The sequence below is a fragment of the Bacillus cereus group sp. BceL062 genome (genome assembly GCF_051780025.1).
In the GTDB taxonomy this organism is placed as follows: Bacteria; Bacillota; Bacilli; order Bacillales; family Bacillaceae_G; genus Bacillus_A; species Bacillus_A toyonensis.
Window position 1 is genome coordinate 235,172 of record NZ_JBPWGY010000002.1, and the last position, 19,566, is coordinate 254,737.

Consider the following 19,566-nt stretch of genomic DNA (forward strand, 5'->3'; position numbering starts at 1 on the left):
TTTTAATAGAAGAAATCATTTTGAAATATAAAAACATATAGGAAAGGTAGTAAACGAGGGAATAGAGGATAACAAACATTCTAAGAAGGGAAGAGTGTTCTTAAAGCTCTTTTTGCATCTATTCCTTCAAAAATAAATAATACAAGATCTCTCTTCTTTACAGTAAGGAAAAAGGATACTAGAGTGCTTAAATTTTTAATTGATGTCATTGTTCCATGTTTACTTATAAACAAATTAGCTTGAAATGTTGTCATTAAAGCATAAAAATGATGAATCTGAGTTATTGTAGGTGTTTCATTATAAGAAATAGTAGTAGAGTGAATGGCGTTCATCGTAATATTCCTTTCCATATAGTAAGCATAACAATATAAACATACCCGTTTTAAAAAATGTTAAACATATAAATAAGAAAAAATATAAGTATAGTTTTTTACGTTTAGAAAAGGTTAGGAAGGGTATACATATACTACAAAGAGATTGACTGAAGATGAATTGTAAGATGTCTATGTTTAGTAGATTAGTCTATCAAAATATACTTTTACTTTAAATAAAAAGGAGCCTGGTATACATGAATGAAATGATGATTGATATTACATTTGATTTAATTTACTTGTTAAGTAGTTCACTTGTAATGCTTTTACTATTCGCTTTTTTCGTAAATGGTTATGTTAATAAGAAGATTAGTGTATACAGAAATGAAGAAAAATAAAGATACATTATATAAAACTTTAGGAGGTTAATAGTTATGAATGTAGATAGAAAAATAGTAGGTGTTTTTAGAACAATTGATGATGCGGCACTCGTTATTAATGAATTAAATGATAAAGGATACTCAGCAGATAACATTTCAGCTATTGCAAAAGATCAAAAGGAAATTGAACACCTTGAAGAAAAATCGGGTGAAAAAGTAAATCATGAAACTGCACATAAAGCGGATATCTTTTCAGCGACAGGGCTTGTAGCAGGAGGTGTAGCGGGCGGACTCGGTGGTTTATTAACAGGTCTTGGTATACTTGCCGTTTCTGGAATGGGTCCAATCGTAGCAGCAGGACCGATCGCAGCAGCTATTGGAGGAGCCGGTATTGGCGGAGGAGCTGGAAGTTTAATAGGAGCATTTATCGGATTAGGAATTCCAGAAGAACATGCTAAAAAGTATGAAGAATATATTTACGATGGCAATATATTAATTTTAGTAGATGCAAAATTAGATGATAAGTTAGAGATCTATAAAATATTTGATAAGCATAATGCCTATAACTCTGATTTCTTTAAATAAAATGTAAACAAAGTGAATATCGTTTTTTGATCTTACAACTTTGGCGCGGCCGAGGAGTCGTATGACTATAAGAGAGGAAGGGCTTATAGTAAAAGATCAAGTTCTATCATGTTATTTAAAAGGGAAGAGGTGTCTATTCGTGATTGTAAAAATATTAAAGGATAGCAGTAATAGTTTCCTTTGTACAGTTCAAAATAAAAATGGAGACCAGTATGTGAAAAAATGGTTTAGTAAACATGAAAATAACAAAGAATTAGGGCGACCAACTTTTAAAGAAGTAGAAAAGGATTGGAAAGAAAATAGAGAATCGTTTATGTATCCGAATATTAAAGCGCTTTATTAAAATTAAACATAATGCGCGCTTTATTATTACAAAACTGTCACATTCCTGTAAGGTAATTCAATGGATTAGATACTTTTTCCATGTCATAATAAAGACATAAGAAAGCTTATTAAAACTACAACTTATTAGGAGAGTGTCAGTCATGATTGTAACAACAACTTCTGGAATTCAAGGTAAAGAAATTATTGAGTATATCGATATTGTAAATGGTGAAGCTATTATGGGTGCAAATATTGTCCGCGATTTATTTGCTTCAGTTCGTGATGTTGTCGGTGGTCGTGCTGGTTCTTATGAAAGCAAGCTAAAAGAAGCTCGTGATATCGCAATGGATGAAATGAAAGAACTTGCAAAACAAAAAGGTGCGAACGCTATCGTTGGTATTGACGTAGATTACGAAGTTGTACGTGATGGAATGTTAATGGTTGCTGTAAGTGGTACAGCTGTACGTATATAAGTAAATAAAAAACAGGCTCCCCCTCGAAGCTTATGCTTTGAGGGGATTTTTTTTATAACTCGTTAAAAACACTTTTCCCTTTGTTTTTTCAGCAGAATGCACAACAGCAACCGCAGTTTTCACATCCGCTAAGTCATACGTAGAATGTACTGTCATAAAACGTAATTTTTTATCCTCAACTAAACGAATTAAGTGACGAAACGTTTCTTGCCATTTATACGGTGACACGTCTGTATTCCAATGTCGTAAATGAAATATGTTAGCATGCACCTTTGCTTTCGTAACAATTTCGGCCCAGTTTACTTGTACGCCTGATAGAAGACCGATAGTTAAAAAGTGTCCATTTGGACGTACACAAAATGCTAATTCATTTCCATCGGATCCTCCAATAGAATCAATCGCAGCATCTGCGCCTATCCCGTTCGTTAACTCCAAAACGGTTTCATAAAGTGGAACAGTAGAAGTATCTATTACATATTCAGCACCGAGCTGAAGTAATTTCTCTGTATGTTTACTATTTCTAGTCACTGCAATGAGTCGAAAGTTTAAAATTTGTGATAACTGTGCAAAAAGATGACCTATAGCGGATCCACAAGCGTTTACTAATAAAACGTTATCTCGTTTTAAGTTTAGCGTTTCTGTACACGTAACCCAAGCTGTTAATGGGTTGATGTACATTTGTGCAGCTGTAAAATCATCAATTGAATCGGGAATAAGGATTACAAAATCAGCTGATGTCTTCACATATTCTTGCCAAGTACCTTCCCCGCGTAAAGGTAGCACGCGTTTACCGATAAGGTCTCTAGAAACACTCGCACCAACACCTTCAACAATACCAACACCTTCATAACCAGGTATGTTAGGTAAAGGGATTCTATGTGCATACGCTCCAGTTACAGGAATTAAGTCAGATGGATTAATCGGTCTAACTAACATACGAACTAGCACTTCATTATCTTTTAATGGTTCTATATTTTTATATTCAACTTGTAATACATCGTTTGGGTTACCAAACTTATGAAATTGAATGCATGTTCCGCGCAAAATAATGGTTCCTCCTTAATGTAGTCAAATGTATTATAGCATTTTTAGCTTGGCTACTTATTTCGTTACATATATAAAAGGGAATAGAAATTTTAAAGAGGGAGTAAACATGAAGAATTAGCCCAATAAAAACTAAAGTTAAAGGCACCCGAACGAGTGCTTTTATTTTGTTTTTACCAATATAATTTAAAGATTATACATAAATGGGGGAGTCAGCATGAATAAAAAGATAATCTGGGGAATTTTAGGGATTGTTGTGATCATGATAGCCCTTGTGAGTATGAATGTATTACAAAAAAATGCCAAAGAAGCAGAGGAAAAGAAGAAACGTGAAGCTAGCTATGTTCAAGCCGCAGCGGAATTTTATAATAATATTGAATTAATGGGATTTGTTGCTGATTTTGTTTTACCGCAATATTCAGAGTCCTGGTCTAAAGCTATTGATGAACGCCGAAATTTTAACATAGCTTTAAATGCTAAGAAAAAATCTCTAAATTCAATGGTGGCTCAATCTTCTGTAATATATAGTGATATGGAAGGGCAATTAAAAACGGTATCTGAAGCTGCGAAAGAAAATCCAAATAAGTACAAAGAACTTTATGATGAATACAAGAAGATGTATGGAATTATTACATCTTTAAAGGAACAAACAGAATCTCCTAGTGGAACTCTGATAACGTTTAATCAAAATGCAAACATGCTATTCCAAGAATACAAGAAATATAAAGGGAATATTGATGTGGCTATATCAGAGGATATAAAAAATGAAGTAGAGAAGATTCAAGAAAAAAACAAAAAATAATCGCAAAATAAAATATATGGCCTAAAAAGAACAATTTTAAATTCTATTATATAATGAGGGCTTTAAAAGTTTGTAATGGGGGAATTATAGATGGAGCTATTTAAAGGTAAAGTTGTTTGTCCAAGATGTGATGGGAATGGTCTCGTTTGTAAAGTTGAAATAAAAGACATTGATAAAGTTGTATATGTTTGTGATGAATGTGACGCAACGTGGTTACATAAGGATAGGTTTGGGATGAATAATTTTGTGAACTACGAGACGTTTCTTAGAGAAAATTCATTGTCTTATATGGAGGCTAATGTTGTTCGTTTAGGCTATGATTGGTACAAAGGATAAGCGATTTTTCAAATAGAAGAAGCTACTTTTAAAGTAGCTTCTTCTATTTGTCTATTAAGCCGAAGCCTTCTTCATTCTCTCAAGTAAACTAGATAAAATATGCGTACGATAAGATTCTAGTTTTTTACCTTCATAAGTACGGATACCTAATTTTTTAAGTTCTTTTACATACCAACCTTTGCTTCCGAAATACATGTGATCGCTCCCCTTCAACTTTGTTTTATTTGTTCTGATTGTACTTGGAGGTACAGGTAATATAATGAAGGAAATGAATTTCGTGCGAAAATGGTTAACTTTGTTGCAAAAGACATATATACTAAAGGTAGTATATAACGAGGTGGGCAAGACGTGATTATAGAGAAGCACGAAATTCAAATTGACCAAATTACGAGCGGTAAAGTGAATATCTTTACTTTCTATAGAAATAGAAAGCAAATTGATGATCATTTTTTACGTTTACAAGAACCATCGCTTACAGCAAACTACTTCTTCCATTTTCATTTTGATGCAGAGAGCTTACACCTTCTGCAGGAAGAGTTTCCGGGCATATATCCGTACGACGGTAGTGAAACGATTCATAACTGGACGGAAAAGATGAAGGCAGAATTGCAACATCAGATCCAAACAGGTAAATGGAATAAACGCGTACGTATCGGTAATCGCATTCTAGATGTGGAGTTTACGTGGTGCGACGAAGATATAGTAGAGTGAAAAAGAAGCGGATGACGCTTCTTTTTTTAGCGCTGGAATAAAACGAGCTTACCTGCAGAAGATGTGCAGCGATGTGTTTTTTCGTGCAATCCTTTTTCTTGTAAAATAGATTCACCTTTTGCTTTCGCTTCTTTTTCAGTTGCCGCCTCAAATGATTCGTCCAATGCTTTTGAACCATCTTTTTCAAAGACTGTTAGAACGTATACTCCCATAAAAATTCCCTCCAAAAATTAAAATCAGAATCTTATAACTATTTTGGCATAAATCACTAGAATATGCAAAGAAATATATGACATTGCATGTTACAATAAAGTGACACTTTAATAAGCAGGGGAGTTTTTCATCCCCTGCTTATTATTAGTGGAACCAATCGGGTATTTAAGGGCAGTTAACTTTCAGATTGCCTTCTTTGCCTATTGCCCGTTAGTACGGGATAAAATGAAACTTTTGAAATATAGAAAGGATCGTTATTTGTGAAACAAGTGAAGTTTATACATGCGGCTGATTTGCATTTGGATAGTCCGTTTAAAGGGATGGAAATGAATGTACCGCAGTCTATTTGGGAGAGAATGAAGCAAAGTACGTTTGAATCGTTCGAACGTATTATTGATAAAGCGATTCAAGAGCGCGTTGATTTCGTATTACTAGCCGGGGATTTGTATGATGCGGAGACGCGAAGTTTGCGGGCGCAAGTGTTTGTGCGTGAGCAAATGAAGAGACTTTCGCAGTACGATATCCCTGTTTTTATTATTCACGGTAACCATGATCATTTAGGAGGAAGTTGGGCAGCGATTGAGTTTCCGGAAAATGTTCATGTGTTTACGGAGCCTTATGTAGAAGAGAAATCATTTTATAACAATGGTGAACTGTTAGCTTCTATTTACGGATTTAGTTATTTGCAGCAAGCAGTAACGGATAATATGACAGCGCAGTTTACGAAAATGAGTGATGCGCCTTTTCATATTGGCATGCTTCACGGAAGTGTGGAAGGAGATGCAGAGCATAATCGCTACGCACCGTTTCAAATTCGTGAGCTGAAAGAAAAGCAGTTTGACTATTGGGCTCTTGGCCATATACATAAACGTGAAATTTTATCAGAAGAGCCGTACATTATTTATTCAGGTAACATACAAGGGCGTCATCGTAAAGAGACAGGGGAAAAGGGTGCGTACCTTATTGAACTTACGAAACAAGGAACGCATTGCTCATTTTTCCATACGGCAGATGTTGTATGGGATGAAATAGAAGTGAATATTGATGGACTTGAAACTGTTGATGAAATTATGACGAGCATATCTACTGCGATGAATGAGTGCCGAAGAGAAGAGGGAGGGACGCTACTAACTGTCGTATTTACAGGACAAGGGCCGCTTTCTCCTTATTTGCGTGACGAAAAGCGCGTGGAAGAGATTTTTCATATTTTAGCATCTGGAGAAGAGCGAAAAGATTTCGTATATGCGATGAAGTGGAAAAATGAGACGGTTTCTTTTGCAGAAATAGAGCGTTTGAAAGAAGAAAATCATTTTGTCGGTAGTGTACTGAAAGAGTTAGAAGCTTTCACAAATATGGACGGCGTGTTGCGCACCATTTGGACATCTCCTGTAGCGCGTAATAGTATTGAATCTTTTACAGAAGAAGAGAAGAAAGAGATTCAAAAGGAAGCGGAAAATATTATTTTAGAACAATTATTCCAGCAAGAGAGGGATAAGAAATGAGAATGGAAAAACTCCATATTTATGGATACGGAAAATTAGAAAATGTGGAAATGGATCTGTCGATGCTGACGGTGTTGTACGGTGAAAATGAAGCGGGGAAATCGACAATTCGCTCATTTATGAAAAGTATTCTGTTCGGTTTTCCGACGAGAGGACAGCGCCGTTATGAGCCGAAAGAAGGCGGGAAGTATGGTGGTGCAGTTACTGTACAAACAGAGAAGTACGGCCGTTTGAAAATTGAACGATTACCAAAGACGGCAGCTGGAGAGGTGACCATTTATTTTGAAGATGGAAAAACGGGCGGCGAGGAAATTTTACACGATATATTAAGCGGGATGAATGAAAGTTTATTTGAATCTGTTTTTTCTTTTGATATGCATGGGTTGCAAAATATTCATCAGCTTGGTGAAGCGGATATCGGAAATTATTTATTTTCGGCAAGCGCAGTTGGAAGCGATGCGTTATTACAGCTCGATAAAAAGCTAGAGAAAGAAATGGATCAGCGCTTTAAGCCGAGTGGTCGTAAGCCAGAGATTAATATGTCACTGCAAGAGATGAAGAAGCTTGAAGAGAAGATGAAAGAGTGGCAAGGGAAAATTGGCACGTATGAAAAACAGGTCGAGCAGTTAAAAGAGGATGAAGAGAAGCTTGCCTCTGTTCGTGCGGAGAAGGAGAACGCGGAAAAGCGAAAGCAAGATTATGAAATATTAGCAGCGCTTGAGCCTCTCGTTATTGAAAAGCATGCGCATGAGAAAGTGTTAGAATATGAAAAAAGGCAATTTCCTGTAAACGGAACGGCGCGCTATGAAGCGATAAAGGCGAAGATGGAGCCGCTTCAATTACAAGTTGATTCGCTCCATAAAAAAATAGAGACGGTGCAATCGGAAATTGATTCGATTCAAATAGATGAAGAATTTTTACAAAAAGAAAGTTACGTAGAAGAACTTCGCATGCAGCATATGTCGTATGAAAATGCACGCCAAGAAATGCGAGATATGACGGGGAATATTGCGAATATAAAAGAAGAAATGGCAGAATTAGAGCAACAAATTGGTGCTACTTTTGAAAAAGAAACAGTTCTTTCGTTTGATATGAGTTTGGCAACGAAAGAGCTAATTACACAAACAGTGCAAAAAGCGCGCGAATTAGAAACGCAAAAAGCACAGCTCGATGATCGCTTCAAAGTAGCGCAAGAGCAGTTAGAAGAACAAGAAGAAAATATAAGGCAGATCAAGAAACAAATGTTAGCTGATGAAGAGCGTGCTACATTAGCTGAGAAAGAAAAATCGTTCCAAGACGCGGCGTTTATCGGTATGGGTGCGGATAGAATGAAGCGTAAGTATGAGGAAAAAGTAGGAGCGGCTACGCAAAAGAAAAAGCAGTGGCAAAGAGTTTGTCTTCTGTTACTTCTTATTAACACAGGTGTTTTATTCACGAGCTTATTTATAGATAACCGCCAGCTTTTATTTATTAGTGTCATTGTTTTTGTAGGGATTGTTCTCGCCCTTGTTTTATATAAAGATCCGTCAAGTGGATTACAAGAAGAACTTTTTACTCTTCAGCAAAGTGCTGGCGGAAGACAAAGTGAAGAAGCGATGTCCGTTCGCTATCAATTAGAAAAAGATGAAGAGATCCGTAAGCTATTTGAGCGCGAGTCATATAAGTTACAGCAAATGGAACGAGCTTATGATAAAGTCGTTTCATCGTATGAGGAATGGGAGAGAGAAACGTTCCGCGCAGGAGAACAAGTCGATGCGTATAAAACGCGCTATATGTTCCCTGAATTTTATACGTATGCACACATATTGCCGGCATTTGAGCGGATTGAAAAAATGCAGCAACTGTATCGTGAAGTAGAGAAACAAAGCACGCGGAAATCTTCATTATATGAAATGATTTCGCACTTTGAACATAAACTAGAAACTGTTATCGGTAGCGCGGAGTATAATAAGCTGCACGAGGCACAAAGTCGTATGCAAAATGAGAAAGAAAAGCGCCAAACTTGTAAGCAACTAAAAGAGAAGCTGACGGAATGGCAAGAAGAATATGAGTTCATGCAAGAGCAATTGAAACAGCTACTAGTAGAACGAGATAGTTTGTGGCATATTGCAGAGGCTACAGATGAAGAGATGTTTTTAGAAGCAGGTAAACTGGCAGAGAAATGTGAAGATGCAGAGAAACAAGTGGGGCGTTTATTACCGCAAATTGAGCTTTTAGAGCAGCGTTTAACGAGTTTGTCATTAGCTGAACATTATGAAGCTGAAGGTTATGAGGAAAAATTAAAGCGAGAAATGACAGTCGTGCGAAACTGTCTTGCAAAAGAGAAAGAACTGACAGAGCGCATTGCGAAACATCGTATGGAAATTGAGAATTTAGAAGAAGGCAGTACGTACGGTGATTTAATGCATGAATGGGAAATGAAAAAAGCGCAAGTGCGCGAACAAGTGAAAAAGTGGGCTGCTTATGCGGCAGCAAAGACGGTGTTAACGAAAACGAAGCAATACTATCATGAGGTACATTTGCCTCGTATTTTACAAAAATCAGAAGAATATTTCGTCTATTTAACGGGCGGGCGCTATAGTAAAATCTTTTCACCGTCAGAGGCGGAGCCGTTCATTGTTGAACGTAACGACGGTATACGTTTTTACAGTCATGAACTAAGCCAAGCGACAGCGGAGCAATTGTATTTATCGTTACGATTTGCATTAGCGAAAACATTTGAGCATGATTATCCATTTATTATTGACGATAGTTTCGTGCATTTTGATGTGGTAAGGACGAATCGAACGATTGAACTAATAAAGGAAATTGCGAAAGATAGACAAGTCAGCTTCTTTACATGTCATGCGCATTTGTTAACGTATTTCACAGAAGAACAGATTATAAAATTAACGCATAAGCGTAAAGAAAATGAGTTGTAGTGTGCTATACTAAAAGTAACTGATTTGGTGGAGGAATTCGAATGAAAAAGAAAATTGCAGAATATGAAGTTGGTGAACAAGTCGATGTTTTCTTGTTAATTAAAACAGCGACAAAAGGTCTCGCAAGTAATGGAAAGCCGTTTTTAACAGTAATTTTACAAGACCCAAGTGGAGATATTGAAGCGAAGCTATGGGATGTATCACCAGAAGTTGAGAAACAATATGTAGCAGAAACAATCGTTAAAGTAGCTGGAGATATTTTAAACTATAAAGGACGTATTCAATTACGTGTGAAACAAATTCGAGTTGCGAATGAAAATGAAGTAACAGATATCTCGGACTTCGTAGAAAAAGCACCAGTGAAAAAAGAAGATATGGTTGAGAAAATTACGCAATACATATTTGAAATGAGAAACCCGAACATTCAGCGTCTAACAAGACATTTATTAAATAAGCATCAAAATGAGTTTTTAGAATATCCAGCAGCGACGAAAAATCATCACGAGTTCGTATCTGGACTAGCTTATCACGTCGTATCGATGCTAGATTTAGCGAAAGCTATCTCAGCTCTATACCCATCGTTAGATAAAGACTTACTATATGCAGGTGTTATTTTACATGATCTTGGTAAAGTAATTGAGCTATCTGGTCCAATTTCTACAACGTATACGTTAGAAGGAAATTTACTAGGCCACATTTCTATCATGGTGAACGAAATTGGGAAAGCAGCAGACGAGCTACAAATCGATGCAGAAGAAGTATTAATCTTGCAGCACATCGTCCTTTCTCACCACGGAAAAGCAGAATGGGGTAGCCCAAAACCACCATTAGTAAAAGAAGCAGAAATTCTGCACTACATTGACAACTTAGATGCAAAAATGAACATGATGGACCGCGCATTAGGACGTACAAAACCAGGCGAATACACAGAGCGTGTCTTCGCACTTGATAATCGTTCGTTCTATAAACCGACGTTCCATAATTAAGATTGTAAATAGAATGGCCTCATTAAGAGTTAAAAGCTTAGTGAGGCTGTTTTTGTATTAAAAATTAAATGAAATAGTTAAGAAGTACGCATGGGGTTAACGAAGAACGATTAAAACATATCTCACCACTAGAATGGGAGCATATTAACTTTAATATGGCAGATACTTAGAATCGCTTCAGCCTGTACAATAGGCCTAAAAATAAGAGTTGAAATTTGTTTAGCATATATTTTTGTTAAAAGGTGGGAGGGATCCCTATATAAAAAAAGACACCCTAAGGTGCCTTTCCTCGACTAGATCGGAGTACCGCCAGCATTTCAGAAAAAATATGCTAAGCAAAAAATACAATAAGCTGTCCATATGGGCAGCTTATTTACATAATTCTCGATATAGGAAGTAGTTTTAAGCATTAGGTAATATAAATTTCATTTGCTGGCTCTTATTTTCGGCGGGTTTTTAGCTTTCGCCAAGCTGAACCGCCAGTTAGCGAAAGGCAAGGCGCTGAATACATTTACAAAATGACAAAACTGTAAGAATAAACGAATGTTTGTAAGAAAGTTCGATGTTTTCCTTTTTCTTTTTTTATTATAGTGAAAAAGAAGAACGAAATATTCTCTTATGTAGGAAAGGAAGATAATAATGATTGATCTATTAAATAAATGGATGTTAGAAAGTACAGGCAATTTCAATATCGTTGTAGGACTTACAGCACTTCTATTTTTGGGTTCAGTAATTGCACTTATTATTATTTACAAAAAAATTGGTAAACCATATGAAAGAACAAATGCTATTTATTTAAAAATTACTTCTCGTATGTTTACTATTCAGATTCTAATGAATGCTATATTTATTTCTTTAGTTGGTAAAGATATTGAGAATTTCCGTCAAATCTTCATATTATTTGAAGCTTTTGTATTCTTTATTGGAGCTATTTATTCGTTTAAATTATATAAACAGGAATGCAAATAATCCACTTATAAGAAACAATAAAAAATGTAAACTTTTCATTTTTAGTTAACTGTATATTCTATACATATGGGGTTAACATAACGTCTCATTATGAGGAGTCAATCTATCTAGAAACCTAGAAAAGCCCCTTCAGATTTTCTCAAGGGGCTTTTCGTTCATATAATCAGTGTTATCGGTAGTTAGGTCTCTTTAGTTGAATGGGAATATTTTGATCCAGTAGAAGAACGCAAAACCTCCAGCTACAAATAAAGCAGCTAAAATGAATGTTATTAGAGGTATTTTATTTTTCATACTTCCCTCCCCTTTTTCCTAATTGTACCATTTAGAGGAAGTGATATGTTGTATAATTTTGGTTGTATATGATATTCATGTAAAGTTAACATAACGTCTTATTATCGGTAGCAAGGACAAGGAGGAACCCCTATTCTCACAAGGGAACTTCCTTTTTTTTTGTTTTATGGATCTATGCATTTTTTAATACATTCCTATCCTGGAGCGGCTTTAGAGTCCTCGTTTGTTGCTGAATTAGCTGAAAAACTGTACTTGCATACTCTTAGCGTGTTTTTTCAAAAATGCTGGCGATATCCTACATCCATCAACTTATGGATTTTATAATGTCCTCAAACCAAGAACCTCGCGTGTTTTTAGTCCAAGAACGTTAGTTATTAGATCTTAAAAGAACAGCCCTTCAAAATAAGGGATAGCACTAACAAAATCTATATTTTCTAGTTTATGGGAAATGTTTATCGGGATAAAATATCAGAAAAATCAAATAATATAAAGGAGATAAGGAATATGAACATATTAGAAAAAATTAAAGAAAACGTTTCAAAGGTTATTGTAGGAAAGGAAGGAGTAATTGATTTAGCGATGATTGCATTAGTTGCAAATGGAAATGTTTTATTAGAAGACGTACCAGGAACAGGGAAAACAACATTAGCCAAAACTCTTGCGAAAAGTATTGATGGGGCTTTTTAGCGTGTTCAATTTACATCGGATACGTTGCCGGGTGATGTAGTAGGATTAGAATACTTTGATATGAAAGAAAGTGATTTTAAAACGAGTAGGCTATGCACCAGAAGATCTTCTCTGAGTTAGTATCTCTCATTTGTGGTAGGAAGAAAAATAATATAACTCCTCATCGCCATTAGATTAAGAATTTCATTATTCTCCAAAACGACAAAAGTACACTGAATTCTCATAAACAACCAACTGTGGTGAGATAAAATTTTTGTTTTGGGGCATGGGGAGCCTGGAGTCTTTAGCTTGATAGTGATGTGACGCTATCCCACATAGAAATTAATGATTTTACACCCTAAATGTTATTTAACTAAAAAAATATCTCAAATTCGAGATTTTTTACTTGCTTTTTAATCACTTGAGTTGTAAAGTGATAGTAACGAAAGCAAATGAGTCACCTGAAAAACATATACTCAGTTACTTTCGGTTTACAAGACAAAGTAATTTATGAATGAATTCAATGCAGCTTATTTAGTAAACACTACGACTAAGTTATAAAAACATAATGAGAATAAATTGAAAAGCTAAGAAGCATATTATTTTTTTGTTGTCACTTGACTAGTAAAATGAAACGGAGGAATGACCGATGTATGAAATTAAAGGGCATCATCACATTTCAATGGTTACGAAAAACGCAAATGAAAATAATCACTTTTATAAAAACGTGCTTGGTTTACGTCGTGTGAAAATGACGGTAAATCAAGACGATCCGTCAATGTATCACTTATTTTATGGAGATAAAACAGGAAGCCCAGGTACGGAGCTATCATTTTTTGAAATTCCTTTAGTAGGAAAAACATATCGTGGTACGAATGCAATTACTCGAATTGGATTACTCGTCCCTTCCGAGGAAAGCTTACATTACTGGAAAGAACGATTTGAGAAATTTGATGTGAAACATAGTGAAATGACAATATATGCAAATCGTCCTGCTTTGCAATTTGAGGATGCTGAAGGTCTTCGCTTAGTACTACTCGTTTCAAACGGAGAAAAAGTGGAGCATTGGGAGACGTGGGAGAAATCAGAAGTTCCTGCAAAGTATCAAATTCAAGGAATGGGTGCTGTGGAAATGACAGTGCGTAGACTTGATAAAATGGCGAGTACACTTACAGAGATGTTTGGTTATACAGAGGTTAGCCGAAATGACGAAGAAGCAATTTTTCAGTCTATTAAAGGAGAGGCCTTTGGGGAAATCGTTGTGAAATATTTGGACGGTCCTTCTGAAAAGCCGGGCCGCGGTAGCATTCACCATTTAGCGATTCGTGTGAAAAACGATGCAGAGCTTGCTTATTGGGAAGAACAGGTGAAACAAAGAGGTTTCCATTCTTCAGGAATCATTGACCGCTTCTATTTTAAAAGCTTATATTTCCGTGAATCAAACGGAATTCTATTTGAAATTGCGACAGATGGACCAGGATTTACAGTTGATGGAGATGTGGAGCATTTAGGAGAAAAACTTGATTTACCACCGTTCTTAGAAGATCAGCGAGCAGAAATTGAAGCAAATTTAGCTCCGATTGAAGAGAAGTAATAGAAGAAAAAATACAAATTTAATATATAAATGAAAACCATTGGAGGAATATAAAATGAACCAATTAAAAGGAATTCATCACGTTACAGCGATTACAAGTAGTGCAGAAAAGAACTATGAGTTTTTCACTCATGTTTTAGGAATGCGTTTAGTTAAAAAAACGGTAAACCAAGATGATATTCAAACGTACCATTTATTTTTTGCAGATGATAAAGGTAGTGCCGGAACAGATATGACATTCTTTGACTTCCCAGGTGTTCCAAAAGGAGTACACGGTACAAATGAAATTTCAAAAACTTCATTCCGCGTTCCAACTGATGCAGCATTAGAGTATTGGGTGAAACGCTTTGACCGTCTTGAAGTGGAACATACAGGAATTAAAGAGCAATTTGGTAAGAAAACTCTTTCTTTCGTTGATTTTGATGATCAACACTATCAATTAATCTCGGATGAACTTGATAAAGGGATAGAATCAGGTACACCGTGGCAAAACGGTCCAGTTCCATTAGAATATGCAATTACTGGTTTAGGACCTGTATTTATTCGTATCGCAAACTTTAGTTTCTTTAAAGAAGTGTTAGAAAAAGTTCTATTATTTAAAGAGATTGCTCAAGAAGGAGAATTCTATTTATTTGAAGTGAATGAAGGTGGAAACGGTGCATCAGTCATTGTAGAACATAATACAGTTCTTCCTGAAGCACAACAAGGTTTTGGTACAGTTCACCATGCGGCATTCCGCGTAGAAGATCGCGCTGTATTAGAAGAATGGATTGAAAGAATAGGTAGCGTTGGTCTCCCTTCATCTGGTTATGTAAACCGTCACTTCTTCGAGTCATTATACGCAAGAGTTGCACCGCAAATTTTATTTGAATTCGCAACAGACGGTCCTGGTTTTATGGGAGATGAGCCCTACGAAACACTTGGAGAAAAATTATCTTTACCTCCATTCCTAGAACCAAAACGTGAAGAAATTGAAAAATTAGTTCGTCCAATTGATACAGTGAGAAGTACGAAGGAATTTATTAAAGAGTAAAAACAGAGATAGTAAGTAGAAGAGCAAGTAGTTTTAGCGGAGTGCTGGAACTGCTTGCTTTTTATTTGGTCTATAAAGTTTTCTGACAAATGTTTCTCAAATTTTCGAAATAGAAATATTTAGTATAATGATTTTAAATTATAAATTTTCTGATAATTATTTTTCAATACATAGAAAAGAGGTGATAATATACAATTTGGATAATTGTATAAATATCCCAAATTTATAATTTGGCAAGGGAGAGGCGAAGGTATGGGAACGAATATAGTAACGAAGGAGCAAATGAAACATTCTTTAGATGATTGGTATCGTGTAATGTTGCAGCAACAAATAGAGCAAGTTACGGAAATGAAAGAGGAGATTGATAGTAAGATTAGTAGTTTGGAAGTGGATCAAGATGTATTACTTTATCATGCGTTATTGAACTTTAGATACGATGCATTAGTTGATTGGATTTCAATTAGAGAAGATAGTTTTGATAAAGTGGAATCTTTCGAAATTCCGACAGAAGGCTTTCTAGCGTATTACTATCACTTCTTTAAAGGATTTCATTGTACATTAATTTCAAATTATAACGAAGCGAAAGAACAGTATGAACAAGCTGAGAAGTTATTGAAATATATTGCAGATCCGATAGAGCATGCGGAGTTTAATTATCGAATGGGGAATTTCTATTACCAAAAATATGACCAAGTTCATGCAATAGATTACTTGAATAGAGCCAAAGCGGCATTTTTGAAATATCCAGGCTATGAAATAAAAGTAGGATTATGTGAAAATGCTTTTGGGCTATGTTGCGTAGACATAGATCACTATGAATTAGCGGAAGAGAACTTTAATGCTGCTATGGAAGTATTGCAAAAAGCAAATCAAAAAAAATATATGCTAATGGTTCGACATAATTTAGCTTGGCTTTATGCCAGTCAAAACCTTTCAGAATTAGCGATTCGCCATATATCTGAGGTGACAAAAAATTACCCAGAACATTTTAAAGCCTTGTTTGTAGAAGCACGTGAACATTACAAATTAGGAGAATATAATTTAGCGAATCCAATTGTTGAAAAAGGTTTAAATATTTGTATTGATTTAGGCGAAAAAGAATTTCAACATCGGTTTAAAATTTTGAAAGAACTCAATGGAAATTCTTCTATATCAATTATTGAAGATGTAATTTTAAAAGGCCTTTCTTATTTTGAGAGAGAAAGATTATGGGATTGTATTCAAGAATACACTGAAATTTTAGCAATGAAATTTTATGAAGTTGATGATCATGTTAAGGCAAGTAAATATTTTTATATGAATAATAAGGCTCAAAAAAATATATTGGAAAAGGGAGCGTTAAAATAATGAAGAAATTTCGTTTAGCTATTGTTGGGGCTGCATTAGTAGGGGTATTATCAATTGGATTCAATAGTTCTTTTACAAATCAAGCTGTAAATATAGGGGACACGGGAGGAGCACCAGCAAGACCAGACTACGTTAATATAGGAGACACAGGAGGGGCGCCAGCAAGACCAGACTACGTTAACATTGGAGACACGGGAGGAGCACCAGCAAGACCGGACTACGTTAATATAGGGGACACGGGAGGAGCACCAGCCAACTTCAATAAAGGTGACGGTGGCGGTATTAGCAAGCTAGACTCACACGCTGATCATTTTTAATTTAAATAATAAAGTGAAGGGACCTCACAACGAGGTCCCTTTTCTATTTACGATTAAAAAGAATTGACTTACTTTTCATATGTAACTATAATAGTTACAAAATAACCATCAGTAATAGAGATGAGTTATATTTTTTTAATATAATTGTAACTGATTTAGTTACAATTAAAAAATCAATCATAAAACAACCAAAAAATGTAAAAACTTTAAATAGCAACATGAGAAAGGAGACGGAAATTTTGAAACGGTTTAAGTTTTATATGATTAGCGGTATTGTGCTCGTTTTGCTAGTAGTATGTAACTTCGTCGATAAGCCGATTGCGAAGGTTAGAGAAGTGAAAGATACTGTTATGATGAAGCTGAATACGAAAGAGAGTATGGCACAGATTGATGGGCAGACGATTTACTTTAAGCAAATTGGTGAGGGGAAGCCGCCTTTACTTATGCTTCATGGATTTGGTGGTTCTTCAGATGGGTTTAGTGATATTTATCCGGAACTTGCGAGAGATCATACGATTATTGCAGTTGATATTTTAGGATTTGGGCGTTCTTCTAAGCCGGTTGATTTTCAGTATTCGTTTCCTGCGCAAGTGAATTTATATTATAAGTTAATGAAGAAGCTCGGATACGATCAGTTTGCGGTACTTGGTCATTCGATGGGGGGAGAGATGTCCCTTAATTTAGCGTATTTATATCCGGACGCAGTGACACATCTCGTTTTGGCGGATTCTACAGGAATCGAGTCTTTCCAGCAAAAAGAAAGTTATGAAGTGCCGCCCCTATCAACGGATCTTCAAACTGTAACAGAGATTACGGATTATAATAAAAATGAAGTGAAAAATAGTCGTGATGATAAAGAGCATTACGATCAGCTTACGAAAATGAGAGAGCGCCGCATTGCGATGGAGGCCGATAAAATTAAAGTACCGACTTTAATTATATGGGGACGACATGATAAGAGCGTTTCTTGGAAAAACGGTGAGCTGTATCATCAGTTATTTACAAATAGTACATTTCATATTATTGAAAAAGGATACCATGCTCCGTTCCGCCAAGAGCCAATCGAATTTATGGAATATGTACAAGCATTTTTCTCAAAGTATCCACAATAAAAAGTTTTTAAGCATAAATCCACTTCTTTCCTCATACAGTGAAACTAATAAGGCTTGTCTAAGGAAAGGAATGAAGTGATTTGGAAATTTTACCATGGTGGGTTTATCTTGTAATTGTTGGGATTGTACTAAGTGGTTACATGGTTTTATATACTTCAAAAAAAGAGCAAGAGATGGATAATGAGTTTATCGAAAAAGAAGGCGAAGTATATATGAAACGTTTAGAAGAAGAGCGTGAGAAACGTAATCAGGATAGTGATAAAGATTCGGTATTACTTTAATAGAAACTTTTGAAGAAGAGAAAAGAGTTTAGTTTCTCTTCTTTTTATTGTTCGGGAAATTATTATAGAAGAAAAGTATAAAAAATTTGCATGACATAAAGTGCGCAATGGCTCTATGTTAAGGTGTAACGCATAAGTTGCGTAGGTTAATGCAACGATAACTAGCTTTACTCTTCATCATTTATTTGACCATACTAGGCGTAGAGAGGTGATAAACACAGTATGATCTTTAGTGAGCGTTTAAAAGAAGAACGAGAAAAACGGAATTGGTCCCAAAATGATTTGGCTGAAAAACTTCATGTAAGTAGGCAATCTGTTTCGAAATGGGAGACGGGAAAGAACTATCCGAGCATTGAAATTATTATTCATTTAAGTGATTTGTTCGGTATTACGATTGATGAGCTATTGAGGAGTGATGAAGAGTTGACACAGAAAGTTATTGAAGATAGTAAGCAATTGGCATATCCAAAATGGAAGGTGTTTTTTGATAGTTTATTTATGATGGGCGTATTTTTGTTTGTTACAAAAATCATTGTGTGGATGTTAAATAAGTTTGCAGGAGCGAGCGTTACAATTGTAGCAGACGCACCGTATGTGATGAACTTTCTACCTCTTATATTAATGATTATAGGTGGCACGGTTTCTGATAAGTTGAAGAAAATATATAAATAGAGGAAAGGTTTGAAAGAAATTCCCTACACTAGCTGTTCTTTTCATATAAATTGTGTACTATAAAGGATAGGATGATATAAAGAAGGGGACATTTAGAATGGAATTTCATGAACAAAAGATTTTGCCAGCAGTGAGGCAAATTAAAGACTTGGAAAAGCTATTACATAGTTCGTATGAATATATTGTTATTTTAGATATTCATGTTGGTCAATTGAAGAGTGTTGTTTCACTCGCGAAGCAACACGGTAAAAAGGTGTTTTTACATGTTGATTTGATCCATGGGTTACAAAGTGATGGGCATGCGACGGAGTTTTTATGCCAAGAATATAAACCGTACGGGTTATTGTCAACAAAGGCGAGCGTAATTATGAAGGCGAAGCAAAAGGGTGTCGTCTCCATTCAACGCATCTTTTTGATTGATTCTAGTGCGATGGAAAAGAGCTGTAATTTGTTAGAAAAGACGAAACCGGATTATATAGAGGTGCTTCCTGGTGCGCTAACGGATGTGATCGCTGAAGTGAAAGAGCGTACAGGTGTACCGATTTTAGCGGGTGGTTTTATTCGTACTGTGGAGGATGTTGAAAGAGCTTTACATGCTGGTGCGACAGCGATTACGACATCGAAAAAAGAATTATGGAAACATTACCAAAAAAAGTGACGAAAATGTGAAAAGATTCTGTTGACACCGCTTTCATT

At 35.7% G+C, this 19,566-nt stretch carries 23 protein-coding genes and 1 pseudogene; 20 read left to right on the forward strand and 4 right to left on the reverse strand.

The genetic code is table 11. From position 1 onward, the window contains the following. Positions 1-80: 80 nt before the first annotated feature. The gene (locus ACS2MN_RS06410; protein WP_000991352.1) at positions 81-332 is read right to left on the reverse strand and encodes a hypothetical protein; all 252 of its coding nucleotides are present in this window, start codon (positions 330-332) and stop codon (positions 81-83) included. Positions 333-568: 236 nt separating this feature from the next. Here ACS2MN_RS06410 and ACS2MN_RS06415 point away from each other — a divergent pair, with 236 nt between their 5' ends. The 4 genes from ACS2MN_RS06415 (at position 569) to ACS2MN_RS06430 (ending at position 2,073) form a co-directional block, all read left to right on the forward strand. After that, positions 569-709, forward strand: coding sequence for a hypothetical protein (locus tag ACS2MN_RS06415; protein ID WP_001004566.1), 141 nt, complete (start codon positions 569-571; stop codon positions 707-709). A gap of 36 nt (positions 710-745) precedes the next feature. Beyond that, complete coding sequence (locus tag ACS2MN_RS06420) at positions 746-1,276, forward strand: general stress protein (RefSeq protein ID WP_001100088.1); 531 nt, start codon at positions 746-748, stop codon at positions 1,274-1,276. 139 nt (positions 1,277-1,415) lie between these two features. Then, entirely contained in the window at positions 1,416-1,619 is a 204-nt protein-coding gene (locus ACS2MN_RS06425; RefSeq protein WP_000635853.1) for a DUF4028 family protein, read from the forward strand. A gap of 142 nt (positions 1,620-1,761) precedes the next feature. After that, positions 1,762-2,073 (forward strand): YbjQ family protein, encoded by a 312-nt coding sequence (locus ACS2MN_RS06430; RefSeq protein ID WP_000637510.1) that lies wholly within the window; start codon positions 1,762-1,764, stop codon positions 2,071-2,073. Between the two features lie 30 nt (positions 2,074-2,103). Here the strand turns inward: ACS2MN_RS06430 and ACS2MN_RS06435 are convergent, their stop codons facing one another. After that, a complete protein-coding gene (locus ACS2MN_RS06435; protein WP_438894680.1) occupies positions 2,104-3,120 on the reverse strand; it encodes a zinc-dependent alcohol dehydrogenase family protein in 1,017 nt (338 codons plus the stop codon). A gap of 214 nt (positions 3,121-3,334) precedes the next feature. On the opposite strand from ACS2MN_RS06435, the gene ACS2MN_RS06440 reads away from it, so the two are divergent. Both ACS2MN_RS06440 and ACS2MN_RS06445 read left to right on the forward strand, forming a co-directional pair. Then, entirely contained in the window at positions 3,335-3,919 is a 585-nt protein-coding gene (locus tag ACS2MN_RS06440; protein WP_001034988.1) for a hypothetical protein, read from the forward strand. 90 nt (positions 3,920-4,009) lie between these two features. After that, on the forward strand, positions 4,010-4,255 hold the full coding sequence (locus ACS2MN_RS06445) for a hypothetical protein (RefSeq protein WP_000418550.1): 246 nt from the start codon (positions 4,010-4,012) through the stop codon (positions 4,253-4,255). Positions 4,256-4,309: 54 nt separating this feature from the next. On the opposite strand, the gene ACS2MN_RS06450 is transcribed toward ACS2MN_RS06445, so the two are convergent. Continuing rightward, positions 4,310-4,450: a YflJ family protein gene (locus ACS2MN_RS06450; RefSeq protein ID WP_000273535.1), complete on the reverse strand. Its 141-nt coding sequence runs from the start codon at positions 4,448-4,450 to the stop codon at positions 4,310-4,312. 153 nt (positions 4,451-4,603) lie between these two features. On the opposite strand from ACS2MN_RS06450, the gene ACS2MN_RS06455 reads away from it, so the two are divergent. Next, positions 4,604-4,966 (forward strand): hypothetical protein, encoded by a 363-nt coding sequence (locus ACS2MN_RS06455; protein ID WP_000582774.1) that lies wholly within the window; start codon positions 4,604-4,606, stop codon positions 4,964-4,966. 26 nt (positions 4,967-4,992) lie between these two features. Here ACS2MN_RS06455 and ACS2MN_RS06460 read toward each other — a convergent pair whose 3' ends face one another. Further along, positions 4,993-5,178 carry a YhzD family protein gene (locus ACS2MN_RS06460; protein ID WP_000539550.1) on the reverse strand — a complete coding sequence of 62 codons (186 nt, stop codon included), beginning with the start codon at positions 5,176-5,178 and terminating at the stop codon, positions 4,993-4,995. Positions 5,179-5,439: 261 nt separating this feature from the next. Between ACS2MN_RS06460 and ACS2MN_RS06465 the strand changes: the two genes are divergently transcribed. The 13 genes and pseudogenes from ACS2MN_RS06465 (at position 5,440) to glpP (ending at position 19,528) form a co-directional block, all read left to right on the forward strand. Next, positions 5,440-6,681 carry a metallophosphoesterase family protein gene (locus ACS2MN_RS06465; RefSeq protein ID WP_000815713.1) on the forward strand — a complete coding sequence of 414 codons (1,242 nt, stop codon included), beginning with the start codon at positions 5,440-5,442 and terminating at the stop codon, positions 6,679-6,681. Beyond that, the gene (locus ACS2MN_RS06470) at positions 6,678-9,602 is read left to right on the forward strand and encodes an ATP-binding protein (protein WP_346994072.1); all 2,925 of its coding nucleotides are present in this window, start codon (positions 6,678-6,680) and stop codon (positions 9,600-9,602) included. The genes ACS2MN_RS06465 and ACS2MN_RS06470 overlap by 4 nt, the downstream gene beginning before the upstream one ends. Before the next feature lie 41 nt (positions 9,603-9,643). Beyond that, positions 9,644-10,588, forward strand: coding sequence for a 3'-5' exoribonuclease YhaM (yhaM, locus tag ACS2MN_RS06475; protein WP_000726648.1), 945 nt, complete (start codon positions 9,644-9,646; stop codon positions 10,586-10,588). 639 nt (positions 10,589-11,227) lie between these two features. After that, positions 11,228-11,557 carry a hypothetical protein gene (locus ACS2MN_RS06480; RefSeq protein WP_000566287.1) on the forward strand — a complete coding sequence of 110 codons (330 nt, stop codon included), beginning with the start codon at positions 11,228-11,230 and terminating at the stop codon, positions 11,555-11,557. A 795-nt stretch (positions 11,558-12,352) separates the two neighbouring features. Then, positions 12,353-12,619: pseudogene (locus tag ACS2MN_RS06485) on the forward strand (AAA family ATPase); the annotation flags it as partial. A gap of 544 nt (positions 12,620-13,163) precedes the next feature. After that, the gene (locus ACS2MN_RS06490) at positions 13,164-14,108 is read left to right on the forward strand and encodes a ring-cleaving dioxygenase (protein WP_000272971.1); all 945 of its coding nucleotides are present in this window, start codon (positions 13,164-13,166) and stop codon (positions 14,106-14,108) included. 55 nt (positions 14,109-14,163) lie between these two features. Further along, a complete protein-coding gene (locus tag ACS2MN_RS06495) occupies positions 14,164-15,141 on the forward strand; it encodes a ring-cleaving dioxygenase (protein ID WP_088056153.1) in 978 nt (325 codons plus the stop codon). A gap of 252 nt (positions 15,142-15,393) precedes the next feature. Next, on the forward strand, positions 15,394-16,488 hold the full coding sequence (locus tag ACS2MN_RS06500) for a hypothetical protein (RefSeq protein WP_000537075.1): 1,095 nt from the start codon (positions 15,394-15,396) through the stop codon (positions 16,486-16,488). Beyond that, positions 16,488-16,805, forward strand: a complete 318-nt coding sequence (locus ACS2MN_RS06505; RefSeq protein ID WP_098054317.1) for a Phr family secreted Rap phosphatase inhibitor — start codon at positions 16,488-16,490, stop codon at positions 16,803-16,805. Before ACS2MN_RS06500 ends, ACS2MN_RS06505 begins: the two co-directional genes overlap by 1 nt. A gap of 239 nt (positions 16,806-17,044) precedes the next feature. Next, positions 17,045-17,917 carry an alpha/beta fold hydrolase gene (locus ACS2MN_RS06510; RefSeq protein WP_000819490.1) on the forward strand — a complete coding sequence of 291 codons (873 nt, stop codon included), beginning with the start codon at positions 17,045-17,047 and terminating at the stop codon, positions 17,915-17,917. A gap of 80 nt (positions 17,918-17,997) precedes the next feature. Beyond that, positions 17,998-18,198: a sporulation YhaL family protein gene (locus ACS2MN_RS06515; protein ID WP_000404439.1), complete on the forward strand. Its 201-nt coding sequence runs from the start codon at positions 17,998-18,000 to the stop codon at positions 18,196-18,198. A gap of 222 nt (positions 18,199-18,420) precedes the next feature. Then, positions 18,421-18,870 (forward strand): helix-turn-helix domain-containing protein, encoded by a 450-nt coding sequence (locus ACS2MN_RS06520; RefSeq protein WP_000577659.1) that lies wholly within the window; start codon positions 18,421-18,423, stop codon positions 18,868-18,870. Between the two features lie 97 nt (positions 18,871-18,967). Then, on the forward strand, positions 18,968-19,528 hold the full coding sequence (gene glpP / locus ACS2MN_RS06525; RefSeq protein ID WP_000394289.1) for a glycerol uptake operon antiterminator GlpP: 561 nt from the start codon (positions 18,968-18,970) through the stop codon (positions 19,526-19,528). The last annotated feature ends 38 nt before the right edge of the window (positions 19,529-19,566 follow it).